The sequence below is a fragment of the Algoriphagus hitonicola genome (genome assembly GCF_900113375.1).
Taxonomy (GTDB): domain Bacteria; phylum Bacteroidota; class Bacteroidia; order Cytophagales; family Cyclobacteriaceae; genus Algoriphagus; species Algoriphagus hitonicola.
Genome location: NZ_FOPC01000020.1, coordinates 15,038 through 39,611, shown reverse-complemented (window position 1 = coordinate 39,611; position 24,574 = coordinate 15,038). Strand labels below are relative to the sequence as shown.

The following is a 24,574-nucleotide window of genomic DNA, read 5'->3' as shown; positions in this document are numbered from 1 at the left end:
AACTAGCTAATCAGACGCATGCCCATCTTTTACCGATAAATCTTTAACTATATCACGATGCCGATCAATAGTACCATGGGGTATTAATCCGGGTTTCCCCGGGCTATCCCCCTGTAAAAGGTAGGTTGCATACGTGTTACGCACCCGTGCGCCGCTCTCAAGGAACCCGAAAGCTCCTCTACCGCTCGACTTGCATGTATTAGGCCTGCCGCTAGCGTTCATCCTGAGCCAGGATCAAACTCTCCATTGTATGTTGTCTATTGTAACTCTGACCGGCAATAAAGCATATCGCCGGACCAGTCCCCTTCTCTCTCAGGTTTTTACTATTTTTTTCGCCTTACATCACTTCAAAGAACTTTTCTCTTGACATTTCAAGAGGTTGTGAGGAGTACTTTCCCCAAAAGCGAGTGCAAATATCGGAATGTTTTTTTATCTACCAAAATCCGAATTGAAATATTTTGATTTTATTTCATCTGCCTCTTTTCAATAACTTTTTTCCCAGAGACTTTTCTCATTTGGGAGTGCAAACATAGGTGAGATAAGCAGATTTAGCAAATGAATAATGCATAAAAATTGAAGGAATTTTCCCTCAAAAACTCATTTCGCTTAAAATCAGCCTTTTGGTTTTTTATAGAGCGGAACAGTACTACATGGCTCTCCAAACATAATGGATTTTGCCCGATCCTGAATCCTTGAAACTAACCTCCCATAGGCAAAAAGTGGAATCGAAATCTCACTACATCCTTTGATTACTACCGGCGCATTTTCTACATTCTCTAGGTTCAAATCAGAAATACATCGCTCAGCTATAAATAACTCCAATTCTTCCTTAGTCCCGATAACATAACCCTTAGCTTTTGCAAGAAAGGTAGCCACCAGCATAAAAGCCCAAGTAGGAATAATCGCATCGACACTACAAGTAATGGCAACCCACTTATTATCAAACTCAGACCAATCATATTCTTTTAACGCCAACCTGAATTCTTTCTCTCTCAATACTAATTCCTGAAAAAGAAAAGGTTTTAGATCAAAAACCACACGGTCTTCCCTAGGATAATAATCTTCAAGATTGATGGAAACAATTGGGCTCTGAGCCACTCTATTTACAATTTCACTCATGACAGTAAGGGATTTTTTCTAGAATGAAGTGCTTGAAACTCCTTTAAGTAATTGGGCACAAAGTACGCTACATCCTCAAATTTGTTTTCGGTAAATTTTCGATAGGCAAGTGGTCCAATCCATTTGGCTGAAAATTCTCCTTCAATAAATACGGCGTTGGAAGAAGATAGGGTGGCGGACATCTTTTCTACTGCGTTTCCTATGAAATACACTTTTTGCTCCGCCAAAAATTCCCCATAGCTCTCATTATCCAGAATTTCAGGTGAAATTTCGGATAATGGATCACCATTTTTATCAAACACTTGAGCATAAACTTCCATTCTACGTGCATCAATTTGGGAAATAATAATACTCCCTTCCTCTGGATTTGACACCTGAATCGCTAGGGACTGAAGTGTATTGATGCCAATCAAGGGTAATCCCAACGCATAGGCTAAACCCTTTGCAGTGGAAACCCCGATCCTCAACCCCGTATAAGACCCGGGACCCTCCGAGACAGCTACAGCTTGAAGATTTTCTGCTTGTATTTCTACCTCCTCCATGACCTCATCAACTAAACCCGGAAGCTTTGAGGCATGTCCTCCCCTTTCCCCCCACTCTTTTAAAGATATTAATACACCTTCTCTGTGAAGGGCAACAGAACAATTGTCCGTAGATGTTTCCAAGGATAAAATCAGTGCCATCTCATTATTTTGCGGAAGCTGACAAAATCAAATCTAATTTTTTGGGCTCAGCCAGAATCTCAATTGCTTTTAACAAATCTTTATCCTCTTCTAAACTTGCCTCTATCATACCTTCCTGAAAATAATACCTGGAAACGATCTCCTCGGAAATTATTTTTTTGATCTCTTTTTGATAAGTAATCAAATCTTGCTCCTTGCTATGATTCACTTTTTTTTCAAGTTCCTCGATTTGAGCTTTGATCTCTTCATACAAGGGTGAATTTTTTGCGGTTTCCCGCATATCCTCCACCGATTTTTCCAAATAGGTAGTATAATCGTATTCCTTTCCGTCTAGAAAGGCCACAAAATCACGGTATTCTTCATCTGTAATCTCAAAGGTGGAAGGATCTCCAATCGAGTCATGCTGGTAAAAGTACTCAGTTGCAAAATCGAACACATGGCTTCTCGCCACCAAACTATAGGAAATTGGGGCATAGCTTTCGGTTTCTACCATCTGATCAGGTTCGATTCCGGCACCATCTAATACAATTCTACCATTCTTGGTTTTAAATTCTTTTCGAAGTGAATCCGGAACTGAAGTAATCGCACCATTTTCCCTACTTTGAGCATAATCGATTGCCTGAATGCATCGGCCACTCGGAATGTAGTACTTGGCGGTGGTCACTTTCATCTGAGCATTATAAGTCAGCGGAACGGTAGTTTGAACCAGACCTTTCCCAAATGACTTTCGCCCAATCAAAACTGCCCGATCATAATCTTGCAGTGCTCCAGCCACAATTTCAGCCGCAGAAGCACTTCGCTCATTGATCAAAACCACAAGCGGAATATCTTTATCCACCGGGGACTTGGAGGTTTTGTAAGTGTAGTTTACATTTTCCAATTTCCCGATCGTCTTCACTACTTCCTTCCCTTTTGGGATAAATAAATTGACGATCTCCACGGCCTCTCCCAAAAGCCCTCCAGGATTGTCCCGCAGATCCAATACTAATTGCTCTGATCCTTGATTTTTCAAGTCAATCAACGCTTTACGGACTTCATTGGATGCGTTTTTCGTAAAATCCCCCAACTTAATATAGCCTGTCTTTTGATCCAATTTACCGTAAAACGGCACATTTTTTAAAGAGATTTTTCTTCGTACAAGTTCAAAATCCAAGGTATCTGTATTTCGCTTCACCTTTAATTTGACTGGCGTGTTTGCCGGACCTTTGAGCAGATCCGAAACTTCCCCAGTCGCTTTTTCCGACACATCGATAGAATCAATCTTTAAGATTTGATCTGCGATTTTCAATCCGCCGGACTGCGCCGGAAAACCAGTATAAGGCATGATGATAATATTACCCGAACCTCGATTTCCGATTAAAGCTCCTATTCCACCATATTCTCCTGTGGTCAGCATTCTAAAATCCTCTGATTCTTCCTCCGGCACATATTCTGTGTAAGGATCCAATTCCTCCAGCATCGCATTAATCCCTACGGTCACCAACTCATCAGGATCGATTTCGTCCACATAATAGGAATCCAGTTCCCTGACCATAGTCGCAAAAATGTCAATATTCTTTGCCAGCGCGAAAAGTTTATCATTCTTCGTGTTAAAGGCAAATATTCCGGAAAATGCGAGCACACTGAACAGTGTCCAGAGAATAATTTTATTATTTTTTATCTTCATTTTTTTCATTTTTATCGGAAAGCTTGGTCTGCAATTTATCTAAAATCAGTTTGACCTTCTGGTCCAACTCCCGATATTCCATCAGTCCTGAACCCACATAAATCAATCCAAATAACGCAAAACCTTCTTCAGCCCGAAGTGAATGTTTGTTAAGCCGATAGGATTCTTTAATTCTCCGCTTGAGATGATTTCGATGAACGGCCTTTTTCACCTTCTTTTTAGAAATAGAAATCAAAACTTGGTGGCATTCCAGCGAATCCTTTTTAAGGTAGAGAACCTTAAAAGGGTATAAAAAAAAAGAGGAACCTTCGTTAAAAAGTTCCTTGATTAATTTTTGAGCGCACAATCGCTCATTTTTAGGGAATCTGTAATTCATCACAAGGAGTCAATTCGCATAGAAACATACGAAAACTACCTCAAAGAATTACTTCTTCAGGGTCTTTTCGGAAGAAACTGACAATTTTTTTCTTCCTTTTGCACGACGTGCTTTAAGAACTCTTCTGCCGTTGGCAGTGGACATTCTTTCTCTAAATCCGTGCTTATTCTTTCTTTTTCTGCGAGAAGGCTGAAATGTTCTTTTCATGATCGAATATCTTTATCTAAATGCTTTCTTAACTTGCTCCCTTGGACATACCCTCCAAAAAGGACTGCAAAGATATGCAGCCTTTTATTAAATTCAAACTCCTGCTATACAATTATTGAATATCAATCCGTTAATTTTCTTTTATGATTCACTATTCCTTTTCGTGCCATACGCCCACTAGCCAATTTGTACAGATCGAGTTGAAAATCGAAATCAAAATTCCAAATTCGGTCAAACTTCAGCTTCCGGCATGGCGGGCAGGTCGCTATCAGATTGCAAATTATGCCCAAAATATCCGATCTTTCTCTCTTTTTGATTCAAATAATCAACCGGTTTTTTGGGAAAAAGCAAGCAAAGATTGCTGGGTATTCAATGCCTCTGAGGTTGGATTTTATCGAGTATGCTATGAATATTTTGCTGCAAAAATGGACGCCGGGTCTTCCTGGGTAGATGATCAACAGATTTATCTTAATCTGGTCAACTGTTGCTTTGAAGTCAAGGGAACCACCAATAAAGCTTATTCTTTTGATTTTATCTTTCCGGGATTTCCAGAGCAATTGTGCACCTTACCGAAAATTTCTAAAGGGAAATATGAGGCAGTTGATTTTCAGCAAGTCGCGGACTCCACCTTTCTGGCGGCACATCAATTGACTCAGTGGCAAATACTGCTGAATGACATTAATATCCATTGCTGGATTCACGGGGAGGTAGTTTTTGACCAAGCTGAATTTTTGAAATCTCTTCAAGCTTTCATAAAAGTCCAGCTCGAGGATTTTGGTGAATTTCCCGAAAAGGAATACCACTTCATTTACCAATTGCTTCCCTACAAACATTATCATGGAGTAGAACATCTTCGGGGCACCGTGATTACTTATGGTCCAGCCAAAAGCCTAACTGAAACCAAAGCCATGAAAGATTTGCTGGGCGTGAGTTCCCACGAATTCTATCATGCCTGGAATGTTTGCGCGATTCGTCCCAAAGAGATTTTTCCTTATGACTTTTCAAAAGAAAATTACACCAAATCAGGTTGGATTCTAGAAGGAATCACTTCGTATATGGGCGATTGGTATATGCTGAAATCCGATTTATATCTGGATCAGGAATATTTTTCTGAAATGGAGCGGGTAATCAATCGGGTCTCCCAGGATTTTGGATGGCAAAACCAAAACATCTTAGAGTCTTCCTTTGACCTCTGGATTGATGGATACCAAACCGGTATTCCTGAAAAGAAGCAAAATATTTATGCCAATGGGGCTCTTATTGCCTGGGCATTAGATATTCATCTTCGAAATAGTGGTAGCTCTCTTTCGAAAATAATGAAGCAGGCTTTTGATCGATTTGGTCGAAAAAACAAAGCCTATCAAGATGGCTCATTTTGGATGATGATCTCTCGGTCTACCCCTATTTGGGACAGCACGGACTTTTATCAAAGTTTTATCTCAGGCAATAAATCCATAGTGGATGAACTGAAAAAAATTCTTCCTCAAATCGGGTTATCCTTATCGGAAAACGCACACGAAGACATAATCACTCGATCTTTAGGATTGATTCATCTTGAAAATAAAATCCAACGAATTCATCCAAAAAGTCCCGCCTATTCTAAACTAATGATCGGCGATGAGATCAAATCAATCGAGCATAGCAACACCACCAATATCTCAGTGTATAGGTCAAACGGACAATTGCTGACTTTTGAATTTACTGAACCTGGTGGAAATTTCTACCCAAATTACAAACTCAACTTATTGGATGAAAAAAGCGACTTATTCGCCTCTTGGAGAAGCTGAGAAACTATAAAAAAAGCGGGATAAAAAATTATCCCGCTTTTCAGTATGGCTAGTTCTATTATTTAAAATCTTCCTCAGTGAGCTCAGGATTGATTTCCAGATTGGAAACTTTAGCCTCCATCGGCACGGGAATCATCGCTGATTTGATCGTCCACATCATTGGTATCAGAACTCCAGCTTTCGGCTGATAGTCTGAATAAAAGGTATCTCCTGCCACAGGATTCTCATTTTTGATCTTCAATCCTGTTTCCTGATCGTAGTAATTCACCAATTCAGTCCCCGAATCAGTCACTATGGCTACTTTGTAAGCCGGTGTCCCCTCTACATCCTTTAATCCATCCAAGCGAAGCGTATATCCGAGATCTTGATAGATCGCTTCTGGAAAAAGGTAGGAATTAATCTTTGCCATGTCAAATTGATCTTCAGGGATTTCCATGGTTTGGCCCTGCATCGAAACTGTTCCTTCATCCCCAATCAGCGTCGTACTTTGCATCACATTTCCCATGACACTGGTCTTTTGTCCATATTTGCCTGCCACATCATAGACGGCATCGATAGTCAGACTATTCCCCATCACTTCAGCGACAAGCGTGACTTTGGCAGTTTTGATATTTCGTGCGCTTTCCGCACCACCAATCGCCTCAAGGTAATTTTCGATTACTTTCTCAGCAGTCATATCTGCATCTGCGGTCAATTCTTTTGCCTCAAAACCGAGATTGTCATACATCGTGATCGGACCAAACTGCTCCAGTTTATCTTTAATGGCATCTCCATTCCCTACAGCCATGACATACAATTTATCCGGATCGATCAATCGTTTTGCAGTAGCATTGATATCCTCGACGGACAAATCATTGAGGTTTTTTAGATAGTTCGCATAGAAATCTTTTGGCAGATCGTATCGCTCTATATTGAGTGCGAAATTGGCAATGGTCTGAGGGCTTTCCAGCGATCTGCCAAAAGAACCTGATAGATTTGCCTTAGCTTTTTCAAGCTCTTCTTCGGTCACGCCTTCGTCCACAATTTTGTTGATTTCATAGAGCATTTCTACCATGGCAGAATCTGTGACTTCGGTTCTTACCGATGCATTGGCCGAGAATCGAGCTATCAATCGATCCGAACCGATAGAAGAATATGCTCCGTAAGTGTAGCCTTTATCCTCCCGAAGATTCACAAAAAGACGCGAGGAAGACCCTCCGCCCAAAATCTGGTTTAACAATCTGCTGGGGATATAGTCTTTATCGCCTAATTTTAACTCAACAGGCTGAGACACATTGATGACGGTCTGAACTGAAGAACTGCGATCTACCAAACCTACTTTGGTTGTATTGGTGCGGGAAGGGGTTGGATAGTCGAAAGAAGGAACATCCCCTTGCTCCCATCGTGAAAAGTAATCTCCAACTACTTGCTCTGCTTCTGCTTTAGTCATATCTCCCACGACTACCAAATAGGCAATATTAGGCTTGAAGAAAGTCTGATAGTAGTTTCTGACATCATCTACACTAATGTTTTTGATGGTCTCTTCTGTAGACACTTCGCCGTAGGGATGGTCTTTGCCATATACCATTGCTGCTGCCAGACGAGAAGCTATTGCATCGGGATTATCTTTACTGGTCGCTAATCCCGTCAAAGTCTGCTTACGAATCTTCTCCATCTCTTCCTCTGGAAAAGAAGGATTGTAAAGCACATCTGCCATCAACTCCAGTACCTTCTTTTGGTGCTTCTTCAGGGAAGACGCGAAAATAGAGGTAGAAGACGCCGAAAGACTTGCTCCGATAAAGTCAATCTCCTCATCAAGTTGATCTTTGGTTCGATTGGTGGTTCCTGAGGTAAGCATCTGCCCTACAAAACCGGTAAGCCCGGCTTTATCTCCTTCGAAAAGCGGATCTCTATCCAACACCAAGGAAAAGGAAACCCGAGGAAGCTTATCATTATTGACTACGAATATTTTAAGTCCATTATCCAAGGTAAAAGTCTCGGCATCGCCAATTTTTATCTCAGGGGCTGGACCAGAGGCTGGCAGCTTGCTACGATCTACTTGGGCAAATCCGGATGTAACTACCAAAAGCCCAAATACGATTGTGTTTATTATCTTTTTCATATGATTTTAAGATTTGAGTTGAAACAATTATTCAGTAGTTGAATCTTTTGGTTTTGGCAGATAATAAAGTACTACCCTCCCGTCAAGATTAAGGTACTCATTAGCAACCCGTTTGATATCATCTTGAGTCACCTTGCTGTAGGCATCCATTACTTGATTGATGTAGTTGGTATCTCCATAAATCACGTGTGCCTGGGCTAAATTCTGGGCAATTCCCGCCATGGAAGAGTTTCCGCTCACAATATTATTTTCAATAATATTTTTCAGCTTCTCAAAATCCTGATCTGAGATGCCCTCTTCCTGTACTTTCTTTAGAAGTCCATCAATCTCAGTTTCCAAGGCTTCTGGTTCTACTCCCATATTGGTAATGCCGTACATCAAAAATAGACCGCCGTCTTCCAGTTCCAGAGGAATCGCGGCTATGGCTAGTGCTTTCTGCTGCTTATCCACCAATTCTTTGGTCATCAAAGAAGAATTCCCACCGGTCAAATAGGTAGAAAGCATATTCATCGCATAGGAATCGGGATGATTCTGAGGAGGAAGATTATACGCCTGAATCACTGCGGGGATTTGGATATTGTCATAAATGACATCCCGAATTTCTGCTGTCTTTTTCGGTTCGGTGACATTGGGTCTGTAGATTGCTTTTTCTCCTTCTGGAATTTCGGAGAAATAATCACGAACCATTGCCTCCGTTTCGGCATAGTCAATATCACCGGCAATGGTCAAGGTAGCATTGTTTGGCACATAGAAATCCTTGTAAAACTGCTGAAACTCTTCAATCGTGGCCGCATTCAAGTGATCCATCGAACCAATTGGTGCCCACTGATAAGGATGCTCAGCGTAGGCTCGCTTTAGCGTTTCGGGAAGGATGGTTCCGTAAGGCTGGTTTTCGTAACGCTGACGTCTTTCTTCTTTTACCACTTCACGCTGGGTTTCCACGCCTGTTTCATCCACTTTTGAGTGAAGCATTCGCTCGCTCTCCATGTATAAGGCGAGTTCCAGTTCATTAGACGGAAGTAGCTCATAATAGTAAGTGATGTCATTTGAGGTAAATGCATTGAGTGTTCCTCCACGACCTTGAATAATATTCATGTATTCTCCCCGCTCGATGTTTTCGGTTCCCTCAAACATCAAGTGCTCAAAGAAGTGAGCAAATCCCGTACGATCCGGGTTTTCATTCTTCGATCCTACATGATACAAGACCGAGGTAATCACAATCGGGGTAGTATTGTCCTGATGCATGATCACATGTAAACCATTATCCAGGGTAAATTCCCTAAAATCAATCTTGTTTTGGGCGAGGGCGGGCAGACTCAGCATTCCCGCAACCATGCCTAATGCAGCTAGTTTTTTCATAGCAAAAATTTGTGGTTAGTTTAATTATTATATCCTATCGAGAAATAGTTTTGTTTAGACTGTCCGATCATGGACATTAATCGGTCCCAAAAAGAACTTTTTAGCCTTTCAGCCTAAATTTCGAACTAAAAAACATACATTTTATCGAAACAAAAAAAGAATCGAACTATTAATTTTTGGCCAGAGACCAAATTTCATCCAATTTCTAGATTTTAGTCGTTTTTCTATACGATTATCAATTCAATATTTGATAAATCTCAAATATTCTTTCAATATCCATATTTCCCTTTCCACTTGCTCGATAAGTATTTTCGCAATTCATTCTCGCGGGCATTTTCTCCCGGTTGATAAAGTAAGATGCTTTTAATTTCCTCGGGTAAAAATTCCTGCTCGATAAAATTACCCGGAAAGTCATGGGAATACTTGTAGGATTTTCCATAATTCAGGTCCTTCATCAATTTAGTCGGAGCATTTCTCAAGTGCAAAGGAACCGATAGATTGCCCGTTTCTTTGACCAAAGCTTGGGCTTTGTTGATCGCCAGGTAGGCTGCATTGCTTTTGGGCGAACTCGCCAAGTAGGTCACACACTGAGAAAGAATAATTCTTGCCTCAGGATAGCCGATAATTTTGACCGCCTCAAAGCAATTGGTGGCTAGAAGCAAGGCATTCGGATTCGCATTTCCTATGTCTTCTGAGGCCAAGATGACCAATCTACGCGCGATAAATTTCACATCCTCTCCTCCTTCGATCATTCTGGCCAACCAATACACAGCGGCATTGGGATCGGAACCACGGATGGATTTGATAAAAGCCGAAATGATATCATAATGCTGCTCTCCTGATTTGTCATATAGTGCTACTTTCTGCTGCGCGATCTGCATCACTTTTTCATCCGTGATCACGCAAGGATTCTCATTGATCCCGTCGATAACTATTTCCAGCAAGTTCAAAAGCTTTCGCCCATCTCCTCCCGAAATCCGCAACAATGCATCTGTTTCCTGCAAATCAACGCTTACTTTTTTCAACTCTACATCTTTCTTCAGAGCTTGCTTCATCATCGCTTCCATCTCAGCTCGACCCAAAGGATTCAGGGTAAAAACCTGGCAGCGGGAAAGCAAAGCCGAGTTGAGCTCGAAGGAAGGATTTTCCGTTGTCGCTCCAATTAGTCGAATAACTCCCTTTTCCACTGCTCCCAAAAGCGCATCCTGCTGAGATTTATTAAAGCGATGGATTTCGTCGATGAATAAGACCACACCCATCTGAAATTTTGCCTTTTCGATGACTTCGCGGATGTCCTTGACTCCTGAACTGATCGCCGATAGCGTATAAAATGGCGCCTTGATTTCATTGGCGATAATATTTGCTATCGTAGTCTTCCCCACTCCCGGAGGACCCCAAAGAATCAGCGAGGGTACATTTCCTGACTTGATGGCCTTATGCAAAAAAGACGAAGGGGAAGACAAATGCTCCTGTCCAATCAGGTCTTCCAATCGGGTAGGGCGCATGCGTTCGGCTAGAGGAGTAGAATTCATTTTCGTAGAAGCAAGAGATTAGAGGCAAGAAATTAGAAAGTATCGAGTATCAAGATATTTTTACTTTCGGATTTAATTTCCTTTTGAGAATTGCAAAATAGCATAAAAAAAGGCCTTTTCAGGCCTTATGGAGTTTGAACTAGACGATTGATTCATAAACTGTCATAACCAACCATTTTTTATCCTTTTCTCAAACTCCTCTAAGTGCTCGTCTCCAAAATCCAAATGCGTCACAAAACGAACCAAGTCCTTTCCAAACTTGACGGATTTGATGTTTTTGTCTGAAAGCTTTTTCATGAATTCCTCTGGTGTAATTCCATCAAGTCTAGCAATCACAATATTGGTGGCCACAGGGAAAATCTCCGATACCACAGGCAGTTTACGAAGTATTTCACCCAAAGCTCTCGCTCGGGTATGGTCCTCTTTCAATCTTTCTACCTGATGATCCAGCGCGTAAATCCCGGCTGCAGCCAAAAATCCTGCCTGCCTCATCCCACCGCCAAATGCTTTTCGCACTTTTCTCGCTCGTTTGATATCGGATTTGCTTCCTACTAAAGCTGATCCGACAGGGCAACCTAATCCTTTGCTCAGGCAAATGGAGATGGTGTCAAAATGCTCGCCCCAATCAGCAGGACTTTCACCAGTTTCCACCAAGGCATTGAACAGTCGGGCACCATCCAAGTGAAGTTTGATGCCTTTTTCTTGACAAAGATCGCGTATGGGTTTGACCTCGGCCAAGGTGTAAATACTTCCTCCGCCTTTGTTCATAGTATTCTCGAGAGAAACCAATGTTGTCTCGGGAGCATGAACATCATCCGGATTGATAGATTCGGCAACTTGGACGGCGGTAATTTTTCCCAAATTCCCATCCAGTAATTTAACCGAAGCGAGCGAATTGGCCATAATTCCGCCTCCTTCATAGAGATAGATGTGAGAGTATTTATGACAAATGACTTCAGTTTGAATCTGAGTGTGTAGCCGAATAGCAATCTGATTGGTCATGGTACCGGATGGGCAAAAAATCGCTGCCTCCATCCCAAAAAGCTTGGCGATTTTTTCCTCCAAGGCATTGACGGTAGGGTCTTCTCCAAAAACATCATCACCAACAGGTGCGGCAAACATCGCATCTTTCATTCCCGGAGTCGGCCGGGTCAAGGTATCACTTCTCAGGTCAATTAGCATATTCGAAATAACTAGATTTTGAACTTTGATTGGGTATAAGGCCACGGATTGCTGCAGCTGCTTCTATCGGTCGGTCTGTGGCTAAAATATCAGCTCCGTTTTGGACGAAGCTCACATAGATTTCATCCCCTCGGCTGATGGCACTTCGATCTAAATTGCCTAAAACACCCAAAATGGTAAAGGCTCCGTTTTGATGCAATTGATTATTGAATTCTCGGGTTCTTTCGGCCAATCCAGTAAATGCAATCACACGATCCCAAGGAATACCCGTCTCCTCAAAACGCTTGATTTCCTCTCCATTCCGAATTGTGACAGACAGCATTAATTCGGGAGCGAGCGAATGGAGTTTTTTAGCTGCTGGAAAGGTATAGCTGATCAAAGCAGCATAACTTTCAGCACCTGTTTTGTCGATGATTTTGACGACTTCTTCAAATGGCACTGACCGCTTGATATCCACAGTGAGAAGTGCCTTTCCTTTGGCCCAAAGTAATGCCTGCTCCAAAGTCGGCACCTTAAACTCGGTCAAATCCCCATCCATGTCTTCCAAAAACAAGCTTTGAATGTATTCATAACTGACCTCATTCACCTTTCCCGTTCCATTGGTTGTCCGATCCAATTCATCATCATGCATCAAAACCAACACGGAATCTTTGGTCATAGCCACGTCCAATTCGATGATTGCCGGCGTGTATTTGAGGACATTTTCAAAAGTCTCAATCGCATTTTCCGGAAATCCCGGATAAGGTCCTCCCCTGTGGGCGGAAACCAACGGAACTCGGTCAGAAGTCCAAGTATAGAACTGTCGGGCATCCGCTACATTGAATACCGAAATCCGGTTTAATTCCCCCGGAAGTACTGATGAATTTTCTTCTTTTATTTGTTGGGATTGACAGGCCTGAAATCCAATCAATAGAATCAGCAACCCAAAATATATTCTCATTCTTTCTTATTCTCTTTTTTGAAGATAAAATCCAAACTGCTCTTTCGTGACCGAAATACTTCCTCCATATCCGACAGCTCCAAGTTCAGGGCTTTGGTCGAAATTTGAATCTCAATCAGCGAAAGGCCTAAAGCGATCAACAAGGAAGCCATACTCCCAACGAAAATCCAATTAGCCGCCACAGTGTATCCCTGAAACAGCAAATACATACAAATCACACACAATAAAAAGCTAAAAATGCCAAAGAGCTGCATGTTTTTGATCAGTGAAAGCCTCCTTCGCAAATTGTGTAACTGCTCCACGACGAGTTCCTCCTCGTCCGGGCTCTCTTTAAATTTTTTGTGCAGCCCACGAATCAAATTTGCGATAGCCAAAAATCGATTGGTAAAAGCCAGCATCAAAAGCGTGATGGCCGAAAATAAAAGTGCGGGGGTCGAAAGTTCTAGTTCCATGAGATTTCTAAACGGATAAGAATACAAGTTTATTCAAAGGAATCAAAAAAAGCCCGATCAAATAGACCGGGCTCCAAATGATTTAGAAGTAATCTTAAGCTACTTCGCCCAAAACCACCAACTTATCCAATGTCGGGGATTCTGAACCACCTTTAGGTTCGATGGTAATCGCAAAAACTCCTGCCTCGGCTACAGCATTCATTTGCTGCAAGCTAAATGGCTTGGTAGGATCAACGATGCCTATACCAATCGGGCCATCAGGACCTATTGCCCAAAGCTGATAATCAAACTCGGCGCTCAGCGAATTCAATCGATTCACGGCGATGAAAACCTCTTCTTTTCCTTGATCCCAGAAGACATCCACTTTGGCGTCTTTCTGCATTTCGAGTGACTCCCCAAGCATCTCGACTCGCTTAAAATCACCGGCTACAAATCGATCCAATCGTGAATCAGTCTGCTCATACTCCTGAGTGACTTGATTGAGGTTATCCGCCATGACTTGCTGCTCTTCGAGAAGTGCAGTAAATCGCTGATCGGTATCATAAAACTTCCCTGCATAATATATTGCAGCTACCGAGGCTAACACTGCAGCGAGAGATGCTGCTACCGCAAAGTTTTTCCAAAAGGAAGATTGAATCACTTTACCTTCAAGCTTAGGCAAATCGCTCAATTTTTCCTTCGGCTTTGGAGACTGAAGTTCATCCTCCAAACTAGCAAAAATATCACTTTTTAATTTCGCCGAAGGCACTGCCCCTGTCATTTGATCAAAGGCAAACATCGCCTCTTCCAATGCGTCCAACTCGTGCTGGATTTCAGGATATTCCTTAGCCAGATCCAGCACTTCTTCACGCTCCCGCTCTGTCAACTCTCCCAAAAGGAATAGCTCGAGTTTGCCTGATGCTATGTATTCTTGAATATTCACTAGATGCGGTCTAAGTTCTTTTTTAATACTTGAATTGCTGCCCGAACTCGGGACTTGACTGTTCCGAGAGGAATTTCAAATTCCTCCGAAATTTCCGAATGCGTATACCCTTTGAAGTAAATATACTCGATTATAAATTTTTGATCTTCATTTAGCTGGTTCAACAACTCCTTCACTCCGATTGCATCCACCTGCTGTAGGGTTCCTGATTCACTTTCGAATCCATATACGAAATCCTCAATCGGATTGGTCTTATTGGATTGTGAAAATTCTTTGGACCGTAACTTATCAATCGCAGAATTACGACAAATATTGGCCATCCAGGTATACAATCGTCCTTTGGACTCATCGTAAAAATCAATTTTTCGGGTGATTTTAATGAATGCATCATGAAAAACTTCCTCTGCAATGTCCCGGTCCAAAATAATTCTGGAAATCACTCCAAAAAGTGCCGTAGAATATTTGTCATACAGATATTCTACAGTTTTTCGGTCTCTGGAGCGCAGCCCTGCGATTAATTGTATTTCTTCCAAAATCAATTTTTAAAAGGTATCTGGGTTAAAAATAAAACACCAGACCGAATGTTTCGGCCTGGTGTCAATATATTTTTATAAATCATCAAAATTAAAGGTGAATCACTTCGTCATAGGCCGCAGCGGCTGCTTCCATCACCGCTTCTGACATAGTTGGGTGAGGGTGAACGGTTTTGATCAATTCATGTCCGGTAGTTTCCAGTTTTCGGATAGCTACGATTTCTGCAATCATCTCGGTCACATTGGCACCGATCATATGTGCTCCTAGGAGCTCCCCGTATTTTTTATCAAACACCAATTTCACAAAACCATCCTTAGCCCCGGCGGCTGAAGCCTTTCCAGAGGCAGAAAAAGGGAATTTACCTATCCGTACTTCGTATCCGGCTTCTTTAGCTTTGGCCTCGGTCATACCTACGGAGGCGATTTCCGGCCAGCAATAGGTACAACCCGGAATATTGCCATAATCCAAAGGCTCTGGCTTATGACCTGCGATTTTCTCTACACAAATAATTCCTTCAGCTGAAGCCACGTGTGCTAATGCCGGACCAGGTACAACGTCTCCGATCGCATAGTAACCTGGCATATTGGTTTTATAGAATTCGTCAACTTTGATTTTGCCTTTCTCCACCAAAATCCCCACGTCTTCCAATCCAATATCCTCAATATTGGAAACTACGCCTGCGGCAGATAGCACGATATCGCAATCCAATGTTTCTTCGCCTTTTGCAGTCTTGACAGTGACTTTGCAGCCGGTTCCTTTGGTATCCACCGCAGTCACTTCGGAAGAAGTCATGATGGTCATTCCTGCCTTTTTATATATTTTTTCTAAGGTCTTGGAGACTTCCACGTCCTCTACAGGAACGATTCGGTCAAGGTATTCGACGATGGTCACTTCTGTTCCGATGGCGTTATAAAAATAAGCAAACTCTACCCCAATAGCACCAGAGCCTACCACAACCATTTTCTTAGGCTGCTTTTCCAAAGTCATCGCTTTTCGGTAACCGATGATTTTTTTATTGTCTATTTTCATCGAAGGCAATTCGCGCGATCTTGCTCCAGTGGCGATGATGATATTATCCGCCGAATAAACTGTCTTCTTTCCGTCTTTGTCAGCTACTTCGATTTTTTTACCCGGCTGGATTTTCCCCCAACCTGCAATCACTTGGATTTTATTTTTCTTCATCAAAAAAGTCACGCCTTTGCTCATGCCGTCAGCGACTCCCCGACTACGCTTCACCATACCGGTAAAATCCGCTTTGGCATCTTTTACGCTGATTCCATAGTCGGCAGCATGATTGATGTATTCGAAAACCTGAGCACTTTTGAGTAGGGCTTTGGTCGGAATACAACCCCAGTTGAGGCAGATACCACCCAACTCTTCCCCTTCTACGATGGCCGTCTTGAGGCCAAGCTGGGAAGCTCGGATCGCAGCTACGTATCCACCGGGACCACTCCCCAAAACGATTAAGTCAAATTTGGTTGAAGACATATTTTTATTCTTAGTTAATAACGAATTGAAACTATGCAAAAATAGGCCTTTTGAATTCAGAAAAAAATTTGGTCAGAACAGTCTAAAGATCAATTATTGATAGTTCCTCAAGCCTAAATTTTGATCCACCGAATAAATAACCGAGAAAGATAAAATTCTTATTTCAATATTTTCCTTTCGTAAAATTTCACAGTTTTATTCATTGAAAATCAAGCAAAAAGGAATTGAATAAATGATGAAACCTGAATCTTCTGTCTTTTTTTCTAATTTTGACAGAATCAAAATTTAAAAATACATGGGTTTACTTTCAGGAAAAACAGCCTTAATCACCGGTGCATCCAAGGGAATCGGAAGAGCCATTGCCGTCCGATTTGCTCAGGAAGGCGCCAACGTGGCATTTACATTTTTATCCTCTGTAGAAAAAGGTCAGGCATTGGAATCTGAGCTGGCCGAATTTGGCATCAAAGCCAAAGGCTATCGCTCCGATGCTTCAGATTTTCAAGCCGCCGAAGAATTAATCACTCATGTGGTCAGTGAATTTGGCGGTTTGGACATATTGATCAATAATGCCGGCATCACGCGGGACAATCTCTTAATGAGAATGACCGAGGAATCCTGGGATGAAATCATGAATGTAAACCTAAAATCCTGCTTCAATACCGTCAAAGCGGCAACCCGCACCATGATGAAAGCCAAATCAGGCTCCATCATCAATATGACTTCAGTCGTTGGCGCAAAAGGAAATGCGGGACAGGCCAACTATGCGGCCTCGAAGGCAGGAATCATCGGGTTTACAAAATCTGTTGCTTTGGAGCTAGGTTCTAGAAATATTCGCTGCAATGCCGTGGCACCGGGATTTATCGAAACTGAAATGACGGAAGTTTTGGACGAAAAAACCGTGCAAGGATGGAGAGATGCCATCCCGATGAAGCGCGGAGGCAAACCGGAGGAAATCGCCGACGTGTGTGTATTCTTGGGTTCAAATATGAGTACTTACATTTCGGGTCAGGTGATCCATGTGAATGGAGCGATGTATACTTGATTTACGAATTACGATTTTAGATTTACGAGCGGCTGGGGAGATTCAGCCGTTTTTTTGTACAAAAAAGCCCCGGAAAATTCCCGAGGTTTTAGAAACCTCAAAGGTCAATTCGCGAATCGTCTCAAATCGATCTTATAAAACTCATACTCATCTTCTGATTTTTGCTCGGGTTTGTTGATAAAAAGTCCCTGAGAAGTCAAAAACCAATTTTCCAAATCCAACTCGGATTCGAAGTCAAACAAATACTCACCCAAAGGCCTCCAATCTCCAGTGTAAACAGACAGCACATAATGTTTCGTCCGCTCAAATTTTGTCTCCCCTGCTCCAGACTCATTGATTTTGGCGCATTTCAAAATCAGATCTCTATGCTCATCATAAATTAGAAAAATATTTCGCGAAGCTTCTTTAGGCAAGGCCCAAACAGTAAAATTATCGCCCCATGGAATGGTTTCAGTTGGTAAATAATTGAAATCTTGGCTAGTCATTGGAACCAATTTTTTCTTTAATTCAATCCCATCAAGCAAATAAATTTCTGGAGACCCTGGCCAAACTAAATAAAATAAATTTCGCTTTTTGTCCCAATCACCAAAAAGCCTTGTGGAGGTTAGGTCATACTTAAACTGCTCATAGCCGGTAGGAATTGAAAAATCACTTTTCTCAATTTCACCAGTTTCCAAATCCACCGCAATAATCCATTCTCGAAAGTCAAGAGGGAACTCCGATCGCATTTCTCCTGGACCAGGCAATTCTTTCCAATTAACCGCATGATTTGGATTTAATGATAATTGGAATTTTGCATTAATTAAATTCGCTATTTCCTTACTATTACTAATCGGAAAATAAACTTTTTCTTCTCTGTAGGACTTCAGAGTTGTATTGACAACTTTTTTAACACCATTTTTATCGTACTCTCCAATTTCTCCAACTGAGCTTACAATCAGTAATTTTTCTGGAGAATCTAAATAATTAACCCAAATCCCTCCCTTCATAGAATTCGGTCCTTCATTGGGAATTTCTATTCGATAAACCTCTTCCCCTGTTTGGGTACTCCGAAAAATGAATGACCATCCTTTAAATTGAAGAGCTGAGGCAGTAGTCACGATAAATTCATTTTTTTCATCTTTGACGACGCGGATATTATGAATGGATTTGGTCAAGGAATCTTTTTTGATTGAAAAATCTTCAATAATTAATTCCTCCAATTTCCCAAGGTATATATCCTTCTCGCTCACTGTTTCGCAAGAGAATAATCCAAAAACTAGAAGTACCAACGATATATTTTTCATAAGCTTACTTTTTCCTCATAGGAAAACTAATAAAATTTAATTACTAAAAAAACAAAAGCCCCGATCCCGATTTTATCGGGACCGAGGCTATCGAAACCGTTGAGGTCTTTGAGACTTTGAAGGTTTTCGAAACTTGAATGTTTTGTATCAATCAGACCTTTGGGTCCCGATACTTTTCGGGACCCAAAGGTCAATTAGTCTTTTCCCAAAAACGGGTATCGATAATCCGTGGGAGACACAAAGGTTTCCTTGATGGTGCGTGGAGAAACCCAGCGAAGCAAATTGATCATCGAGCCGGCCTTGTCATTGGTACCGGATGCTCTTGCTCCTCCGAATGGCTGTTGACCCACGACGGCTCCGGTAGGCTTGTCATTGATATAGAAGTTGCCCGCAGCATTTCTTAGCTTTCGCGTAGCCAATTCGATTGCATAGCGATCCTGAGAGAAAACAGCCCCGGTCAAGGCATAAGGAGAAGTCTGATCCACCAATTCCAATACGGTTTCGAAATGCTCTGAATTGTAAACATAAATGGTCAAAACCGGACCAAAAATCTCCTCACACATGGTTGTGTACATCGGGTCTTGAGTCAGGATGACGGTTGGCTCGATGAAGTAACCTTTGGACTTGTCATAATTTCCCCCGGCGATGATTTCCACACCTTCCGCAGCCCTTGCATTATCTATATACTTGGCGATTTTGTCAAAGGCCTTTTCGTCGATTACCGCATTAATAAAATTGGTGAAATCTTCCGTACCGCCCATTTTGAGGGAAGCAAGATCCTCGAGCATGTATTTTTTTACATCATCCCAAAGGTTGGAAGGGATATAGGCTCTAGACGCTGCGGAACATTTCTGACCTTGGTATTCAAATGCCCCTCGAACCAAACCTACAGCCACCGCTTTTGCATCCGCCGATTTGTGTGCAAGGACAAAATCTTTGCCCCCGGTTTCACCCACGATTCTCGGATAAGATTTATAAAGCTTGATATTTTCCCCGATGGTTTTCCAAATATGCTGGAATACGCCCGTAGAACCTGTAAAGTGAATTCCCGCAAAATCCGGATGCTTGAAGATGATATCCCCGGCCGTTGGTCCGTCCACATAAATCAAATTAATCACGCCATCTGGAACTCCCGCTTCTCTGAAAACTTCCATAAGCACATTGGCAGAATAAATCTGCGTGTAGGCGGGTTTCCATACCACGGTATTCCCCATCATGGCGGCGGAAGTGGGCAGATTACCTGCAATCGCCGTAAAATTAAATGGCGTCAAGGCAAAAACGAATCCTTCAAGAGGTCTTTGCTCCAATCTATTCCAAACTCCGTTTCCTGAAACAGGCGGCTGCTGGGAATAGATTTCAGTCATGTACTTCACATTGAACCGTAGAAAATCGATGAATTCACAAGCTGCATCGATTTCTGCTTGAAAGGCATTTTTGGATTGTCCAAGCATGGTCGCGGCATTGATTTTTGCCCGATAGGGCCCTGCAAGCAAATCAGCTGCTTTTAGGAAAATTGCGGCTCGCTGCTCCCATTCCAAGCTTTCCCAAGCTTCTTTTGCTCCCAAAGCGGCATTGATTGCCTGCTCGACATGAGAAGCATCCCCCTCATGAAAATGTCCCAATATATGCTGATGATCATGGGGTGGAGAAAGCTGTCTCGTTTTTCCGGTGCGGACTTCCTCACTGCCAATATACATGGGAATATCCACCTGAGTGGCCCGTAATTCGGCAAGTTTTGTTTGTAACTCTTTTCGCTCAGGGCTACCCGGAGCATAGGATTTCACCGGCTCATTGACCGGAGTGGGCACGTTGAAAAAACCTTTTAACATTCTATTTGGAGTTTATGTGAATTCTGAATTTCAAAGATAAGATTTCCAGCCCGAAAGGACAGTGATTTGGCTTACAAAAGTGTCTCCAGCTCCTGAAGGTGCTTGATTTCGTAGGTTGGTAAAATATCTGAAACTTTTCCCTCAGGATTGAAATACACCTGATCGATCTCGGCCCGCTGGGCACCCAAAATATCCGATTGGGGATTGTCACCGATCATGAGACAGTTTTGGGCTTTTGTTTTCAATTGATCCATGGCATAGTGAAATATTCGTGGATCCGGTTTCTTGTGTCCGGTAGTTTCGGAAGTCACAACCAAATCAAAAAAAACATCCAAACCTGAGTACTTCATTTTCTTTGCTTGAGATTCATTGAATCCATTGGTGATTACATGGACTTTATATTTCGCTTTTAAATAGCCCAGAATTTCCTTTGAATATGGAAAAACATGAGGCTTGGACGAAGTACGATGCATAAAATCCTCTTCAAATTCCAGAGGAATGGCCTCAGCTCGTCCTCCGGCATGGGTAAAAATCCTGGGGAAACGTTCCTTTCGGAGATTGATTTTGTCGATATTTCCGACATTATACCAATCCCAAAGCTGAAAATTGACGGCATGAAATGCTTCAAAGAATTTTTCAAAAGTGGGGATTCCAAGTTCGATAAGTTGGTAGTGATTATATAATTCCGTTAAGGATTCAGTGACATTTCGATCATAATCCCAGAGGGTATGATCCAGGTCGAAGAAGAGGTGTTGGTAAGTTTTCAAAGATTTTAACGACGGTATTGATTATTCTGAATTTTATTGATGGCCAATTCACGATTGGATTTGAGGATTTCGAAAGTTTCCTGATCCCGAATCAAATTGGGGTCCTTTTGAATAAACTTAAAAATCTGATGAATGATTTCCAGATACTCTTCTAAAATGTAATAAAACATCCATTGGTCTACGCGTCGGCTTCCCAAAAGTCCCGCATTTTTTAAGTAAATCAAATGACGGCTAGTTTTGGTCTGGGTAAAATCCAAAATATGCTCTAAATCAGAAATGGACAATTCCTTATTTAACATCAATAAATGAATAATTCGGACACGGGGTTCTTCACCTAACGCTTTGAAAATTCGCAATCCATAATTTAAACTGATATTTTTGAGTCGCATTAGTAAGTTTTAACCAAGATTTACTGGTGAATTTAAAAAAACACCCGAAATTAGGCTATTAAGATTCCAAAAAGCCAACTTTTGGCAAACCAATTAGTTACAAATTCGTGAAGAATCCAATTTTATACCTTGCTGCCGCCTTCCTTTCATTCCTTTTGATTAATATCGGTGAAGTTCAGGCTCAAACAGAAATCGACAAAAAGGTCATTCAGCTTTCTGGAATTATTTTAAATGCCGACAGTACCGATGCCGTGCCGGGTGTAAATATTTACGTTCCTAAAAAAGGCCGGGGTACGAGCAGCGGGCGATATGGATATTTTTCCATGCCGGTTTTGGAGGGGGATAGCATCATTTTCAGTTTTATTGGCTTGAAACGACAGACGTTCAAAGTGCCAGAAAACATGGAATCTGACAAAATCAGCCTAATCCTAACCATGGAAGTGGATGAAATCGCCTTGGCAGAAATCGAAGTAATGCCTTATCCCAGCGAAAAAGAATTCAAAGAGGCTGTCCTTGCGCTGAATGTCGTCGATCCGATGTCCATTAGCCGCGCCAACATGAGCCCTGAAATGCTGCTCCGATGGGCTGAACAGATGCCAGCTTCGGGTAATGAGAACTTCCGTACCTTCCAACAGGGACAAATGATTCAAAATCAAGATCTCTACGGGCCTAGACCGCTGCGATTATTGGATCCTTTTGCTTGGGGTCAGTTTATCCGTTCGATTAAACGGGGTGATTTGCGGAGCAGGGATTAAGGCCTCCCGCAAAGACGCTGAGGTGCAAAGAAAATATACTTAAGGTCAACTTTAAATCACATATTTTTCAGTCGTTAAAGTTATTAACGACTCTAGTTATTCCATTAACCAATTTCATTGAAATTGATGAGTAAGCCAAGTCTGAGGTCTAAAATCTTCAGATAAGTTTTAAGCTGTTTGGCATGAACTGGTAATACATTCTCTACAGATTTCAATTCAATTAACACAAGATCATTTACCAGAAGGTCTCCTCGATATCCAATACCAACTTCTACTCCCTTCCAATTAACAGAAATTGGAACTTGAGTTTCTACCAATAGCCCCTTTTTCCTTAATTCAATTGCAAGGATTCTCTCATAGATGGACTCTAATAAACCAGGACCTAGTTTAAAATATATTTCAAAGGCCGAATCAAGGATTAGTTTCGAAATTTGATTTTCTGTCAGTTTCATATTTCTCTTTGCTTCTTTGCCTCTTTGCGGGAGAAATTAATCGATTTCAGGCAGAACCCAATTTTCCAAGACACTCGGGATCCGCATCATTTGCTCTACACTGGCCACAGAGCGAGGGGCATCACCTGAAAGATTGACCGGATCTCCGCTGGTCACTAAAATATCGTCCTCAATTCTCACGGCAATACCCCACCATTTTGGGTCGCAGTCACTTCCCTCCGGTATGTAGATTCCCGGCTCCACGGTGAGTATCACGCCTTCTTTGAGCGGTCCATAGCCACCGCGATCATGGACATCCAATCCCAAATGATGACTGGTTCCATGGGGAAAATAATTATGGCGCTGATCTTCTTTGATAATTCCAAGTTCTGCAAGTCCTTGGTCGATGATTTCACGGGTCACGCGACCAATCTCTCCAAACTCAACTCCTGGTTTGCAAAGCGCAATTCCTGCTTCCTGTGATTTTAAAACCAGTTCATAAATTGCTTTTTCTTCCGCATTGAATTTTCCAGAAACGGGAATAGTGCGGGTGACGTCTGCGGTATATCCACGCCATTCTGCGCCCAGGTCCATGAGAATCAAACGCTCGCTGATATGTTTCATATCATTGTCGATGTAGTGGAGAATGCAGCCATTATTTCCTCCACCCACAATAGAAGGATAGCCCACATTTTCTGCACCATAGCGCTTGTAAATGAATTCATGGATCCCTTGGATTTCCCGCTCGGACATTCCCGGTTTTGTGGCTTTCATCACTTCTATCTGACCAATTGCAGAGATTTTTGCTGCTTTGGTAAGCAATTTAATTTCCTCTTTGGTTTTGACTTCCCTCAGCACATCCATCATTTGAGAAAGTGCAAAAATGTCTGTTTTATTTTGCGGGACTTTTTCACGCACTTCCATTCGTTTTTCTGGACTATCAGCTTCCAAAAAATCCTTGAGCACCTGATCATTGGCCACTTCAGGATAGCGGTTTCGATATCTTCCAATAATCTGGGCGACATTAGCTGAGTTTTCGATATCCGTGGCCCGGATCATCTGATACATTTGCAATTTGACCTCAGAAATTTCCTGGGGATAATTGGATCCTTTTTTGAATTCGCTGATCATTTTTTTCAGTCCACTATTGGAGCTACTTCCCTCGATATCCTGAGACAGGTTAAACGTCAGGAGTTTATCAAAATCATCAAAATTCAATACGGGGGTCGTCCCAAACTCCTCGTATAAATAGGCATTCTCAAATCCTAGCTTTTCTTGAACCCCTTCTACACCCAGACGCTTCCCATTCCACATTTCTGCCCGAGGATCACGGGCTTGCACATAGATCAATTCGTCTGCTTGGACATTATCGATTGTTCTTTTTTCTGAAAAAATAATCAATGCCGCATTGGGCTCTCTCAATCCGGTTAAGTAATAAAAATCGGTGTTGGGATGATAAATAAAATCCACATCATTGGAGCGATTCTTTACCGGATTGTTAAATAAAATAGCCATACTGTTGGCCGGCATCATCGCCCTTAGAGAATCTCTTCTGCTCCGGTGCCACTCGGCCGAAAGCCCATCCTCAAAATAAGACTGTGCAAATGAAACACTTGCGATAAAGAAAGCGAAAAAGAAGAAATTGAGTTTTTTCATGATTTGGGAATTATTTTCAACTTCACAATGTCTGTTGTTTTAGCCATTTAACAAAGTCTTAATCCACCGAT

General features: G+C 41.9%; 23 protein-coding genes and 1 rRNA gene. 3 read left to right on the top strand and 21 right to left on the bottom strand.

Going from position 1 to position 24,574, the window contains the following annotated elements:
* From BM043_RS18650 to rpmH, 6 genes are all read right to left on the bottom strand, one after another.
* Window positions 1-250, bottom strand: a 16S ribosomal RNA gene (locus BM043_RS18650); the annotation flags it as partial.
* A gap of 362 nt (window positions 251-612) precedes the next feature.
* Window positions 613-1,119: a DUF2480 family protein gene (locus tag BM043_RS18645; RefSeq protein WP_092794589.1), complete on the bottom strand. Its 507-nt coding sequence runs from the start codon at window positions 1,117-1,119 to the stop codon at window positions 613-615.
* A complete protein-coding gene (gene tsaB, locus BM043_RS18640) occupies window positions 1,116-1,802 on the bottom strand; it encodes a tRNA (adenosine(37)-N6)-threonylcarbamoyltransferase complex dimerization subunit type 1 TsaB (protein WP_092794586.1) in 687 nt (228 codons plus the stop codon). Before tsaB ends, BM043_RS18645 begins: the two co-directional genes overlap by 4 nt.
* A gap of 4 nt (window positions 1,803-1,806) precedes the next feature.
* Window positions 1,807-3,468, bottom strand: coding sequence for a S41 family peptidase (locus BM043_RS18635; RefSeq protein ID WP_092794599.1), 1,662 nt, complete (start codon window positions 3,466-3,468; stop codon window positions 1,807-1,809).
* Entirely contained in the window at window positions 3,452-3,844 is a 393-nt protein-coding gene (gene rnpA, locus BM043_RS18630; protein ID WP_092794583.1) for a ribonuclease P protein component, read from the bottom strand. Before rnpA ends, BM043_RS18635 begins: the two co-directional genes overlap by 17 nt.
* A gap of 48 nt (window positions 3,845-3,892) precedes the next feature.
* Entirely contained in the window at window positions 3,893-4,051 is a 159-nt protein-coding gene (gene rpmH / locus BM043_RS18625; protein WP_073570883.1) for a 50S ribosomal protein L34, read from the bottom strand.
* Window positions 4,052-4,194: 143 nt separating this feature from the next.
* Between rpmH and BM043_RS18620 the strand changes: the two genes are divergently transcribed.
* Window positions 4,195-5,838 carry a M61 family metallopeptidase gene (locus tag BM043_RS18620; RefSeq protein WP_092794580.1) on the top strand — a complete coding sequence of 548 codons (1,644 nt, stop codon included), beginning with the start codon at window positions 4,195-4,197 and terminating at the stop codon, window positions 5,836-5,838.
* A 58-nt stretch (window positions 5,839-5,896) separates the two neighbouring features.
* Here the strand turns inward: BM043_RS18620 and BM043_RS18615 are convergent, their stop codons facing one another.
* The 9 genes from BM043_RS18615 to lpdA all read right to left on the bottom strand — a co-directional run bounded on the left by BM043_RS18615 (window position 5,897) and on the right by lpdA (window position 16,348).
* The gene (locus BM043_RS18615) at window positions 5,897-7,939 is read right to left on the bottom strand and encodes a M16 family metallopeptidase (RefSeq protein WP_092794577.1); all 2,043 of its coding nucleotides are present in this window, start codon (window positions 7,937-7,939) and stop codon (window positions 5,897-5,899) included.
* 27 nt (window positions 7,940-7,966) lie between these two features.
* Window positions 7,967-9,298, bottom strand: a complete 1,332-nt coding sequence (locus BM043_RS18610; RefSeq protein WP_092794574.1) for a M16 family metallopeptidase — start codon at window positions 9,296-9,298, stop codon at window positions 7,967-7,969.
* A 269-nt stretch (window positions 9,299-9,567) separates the two neighbouring features.
* Entirely contained in the window at window positions 9,568-10,830 is a 1,263-nt protein-coding gene (locus BM043_RS18605) for a replication-associated recombination protein A (protein WP_092794572.1), read from the bottom strand.
* 162 nt (window positions 10,831-10,992) lie between these two features.
* A complete protein-coding gene (locus tag BM043_RS18600; protein ID WP_092794570.1) occupies window positions 10,993-12,012 on the bottom strand; it encodes a threonine aldolase family protein in 1,020 nt (339 codons plus the stop codon).
* Window positions 12,002-12,952 carry a glycerophosphodiester phosphodiesterase family protein gene (locus tag BM043_RS18595; RefSeq protein ID WP_092794568.1) on the bottom strand — a complete coding sequence of 317 codons (951 nt, stop codon included), beginning with the start codon at window positions 12,950-12,952 and terminating at the stop codon, window positions 12,002-12,004. Before BM043_RS18595 ends, BM043_RS18600 begins: the two co-directional genes overlap by 11 nt.
* Window positions 12,949-13,404: a DUF2721 domain-containing protein gene (locus BM043_RS18590; RefSeq protein WP_092794565.1), complete on the bottom strand. Its 456-nt coding sequence runs from the start codon at window positions 13,402-13,404 to the stop codon at window positions 12,949-12,951. The genes BM043_RS18595 and BM043_RS18590 overlap by 4 nt, the downstream gene beginning before the upstream one ends.
* Window positions 13,405-13,498: 94 nt before the next feature.
* Entirely contained in the window at window positions 13,499-14,326 is an 828-nt protein-coding gene (locus BM043_RS18585; RefSeq protein WP_092794563.1) for an anti-sigma factor, read from the bottom strand.
* A complete protein-coding gene (locus BM043_RS18580) occupies window positions 14,326-14,859 on the bottom strand; it encodes an RNA polymerase sigma factor (RefSeq protein ID WP_092794596.1) in 534 nt (177 codons plus the stop codon). Before BM043_RS18580 ends, BM043_RS18585 begins: the two co-directional genes overlap by 1 nt.
* Window positions 14,860-14,950: 91 nt before the next feature.
* Window positions 14,951-16,348 carry a dihydrolipoyl dehydrogenase gene (gene lpdA, locus BM043_RS18575; RefSeq protein WP_092794562.1) on the bottom strand — a complete coding sequence of 466 codons (1,398 nt, stop codon included), beginning with the start codon at window positions 16,346-16,348 and terminating at the stop codon, window positions 14,951-14,953.
* A gap of 295 nt (window positions 16,349-16,643) precedes the next feature.
* Between lpdA and fabG the strand changes: the two genes are divergently transcribed.
* Entirely contained in the window at window positions 16,644-17,390 is a 747-nt protein-coding gene (gene fabG / locus BM043_RS18570; protein WP_092794559.1) for a 3-oxoacyl-[acyl-carrier-protein] reductase, read from the top strand.
* A 104-nt stretch (window positions 17,391-17,494) separates the two neighbouring features.
* Here the strand turns inward: fabG and BM043_RS18565 are convergent, their stop codons facing one another.
* The 4 genes from BM043_RS18565 to BM043_RS18550 all read right to left on the bottom strand — a co-directional run bounded on the left by BM043_RS18565 (window position 17,495) and on the right by BM043_RS18550 (window position 21,661).
* Window positions 17,495-18,676, bottom strand: a complete 1,182-nt coding sequence (locus tag BM043_RS18565) for a hypothetical protein (RefSeq protein ID WP_092794556.1) — start codon at window positions 18,674-18,676, stop codon at window positions 17,495-17,497.
* Between the two features lie 194 nt (window positions 18,677-18,870).
* Window positions 18,871-20,505 (bottom strand): L-glutamate gamma-semialdehyde dehydrogenase, encoded by a 1,635-nt coding sequence (pruA, locus tag BM043_RS18560; RefSeq protein WP_092794553.1) that lies wholly within the window; start codon window positions 20,503-20,505, stop codon window positions 18,871-18,873.
* 71 nt (window positions 20,506-20,576) lie between these two features.
* Complete coding sequence (locus BM043_RS18555; protein ID WP_092794550.1) at window positions 20,577-21,272, bottom strand: YjjG family noncanonical pyrimidine nucleotidase; 696 nt, start codon at window positions 21,270-21,272, stop codon at window positions 20,577-20,579.
* Window positions 21,273-21,277: 5 nt separating this feature from the next.
* Window positions 21,278-21,661 (bottom strand): ArsR/SmtB family transcription factor, encoded by a 384-nt coding sequence (locus BM043_RS18550; protein ID WP_092794547.1) that lies wholly within the window; start codon window positions 21,659-21,661, stop codon window positions 21,278-21,280.
* Window positions 21,662-21,825: 164 nt separating this feature from the next.
* Between BM043_RS18550 and BM043_RS18545 the strand changes: the two genes are divergently transcribed.
* The gene (locus BM043_RS18545; RefSeq protein WP_245753081.1) at window positions 21,826-22,416 is read left to right on the top strand and encodes a carboxypeptidase-like regulatory domain-containing protein; all 591 of its coding nucleotides are present in this window, start codon (window positions 21,826-21,828) and stop codon (window positions 22,414-22,416) included.
* 104 nt (window positions 22,417-22,520) lie between these two features.
* Here the strand turns inward: BM043_RS18545 and BM043_RS18540 are convergent, their stop codons facing one another.
* Both BM043_RS18540 and BM043_RS18535 read right to left on the bottom strand, forming a co-directional pair.
* Window positions 22,521-22,868, bottom strand: a complete 348-nt coding sequence (locus tag BM043_RS18540) for a GxxExxY protein (protein ID WP_317042395.1) — start codon at window positions 22,866-22,868, stop codon at window positions 22,521-22,523.
* A gap of 36 nt (window positions 22,869-22,904) precedes the next feature.
* Window positions 22,905-24,503 carry an aminopeptidase P family protein gene (locus BM043_RS18535; protein WP_092794542.1) on the bottom strand — a complete coding sequence of 533 codons (1,599 nt, stop codon included), beginning with the start codon at window positions 24,501-24,503 and terminating at the stop codon, window positions 22,905-22,907.
* Window positions 24,504-24,574 lie beyond the last annotated feature (71 nt).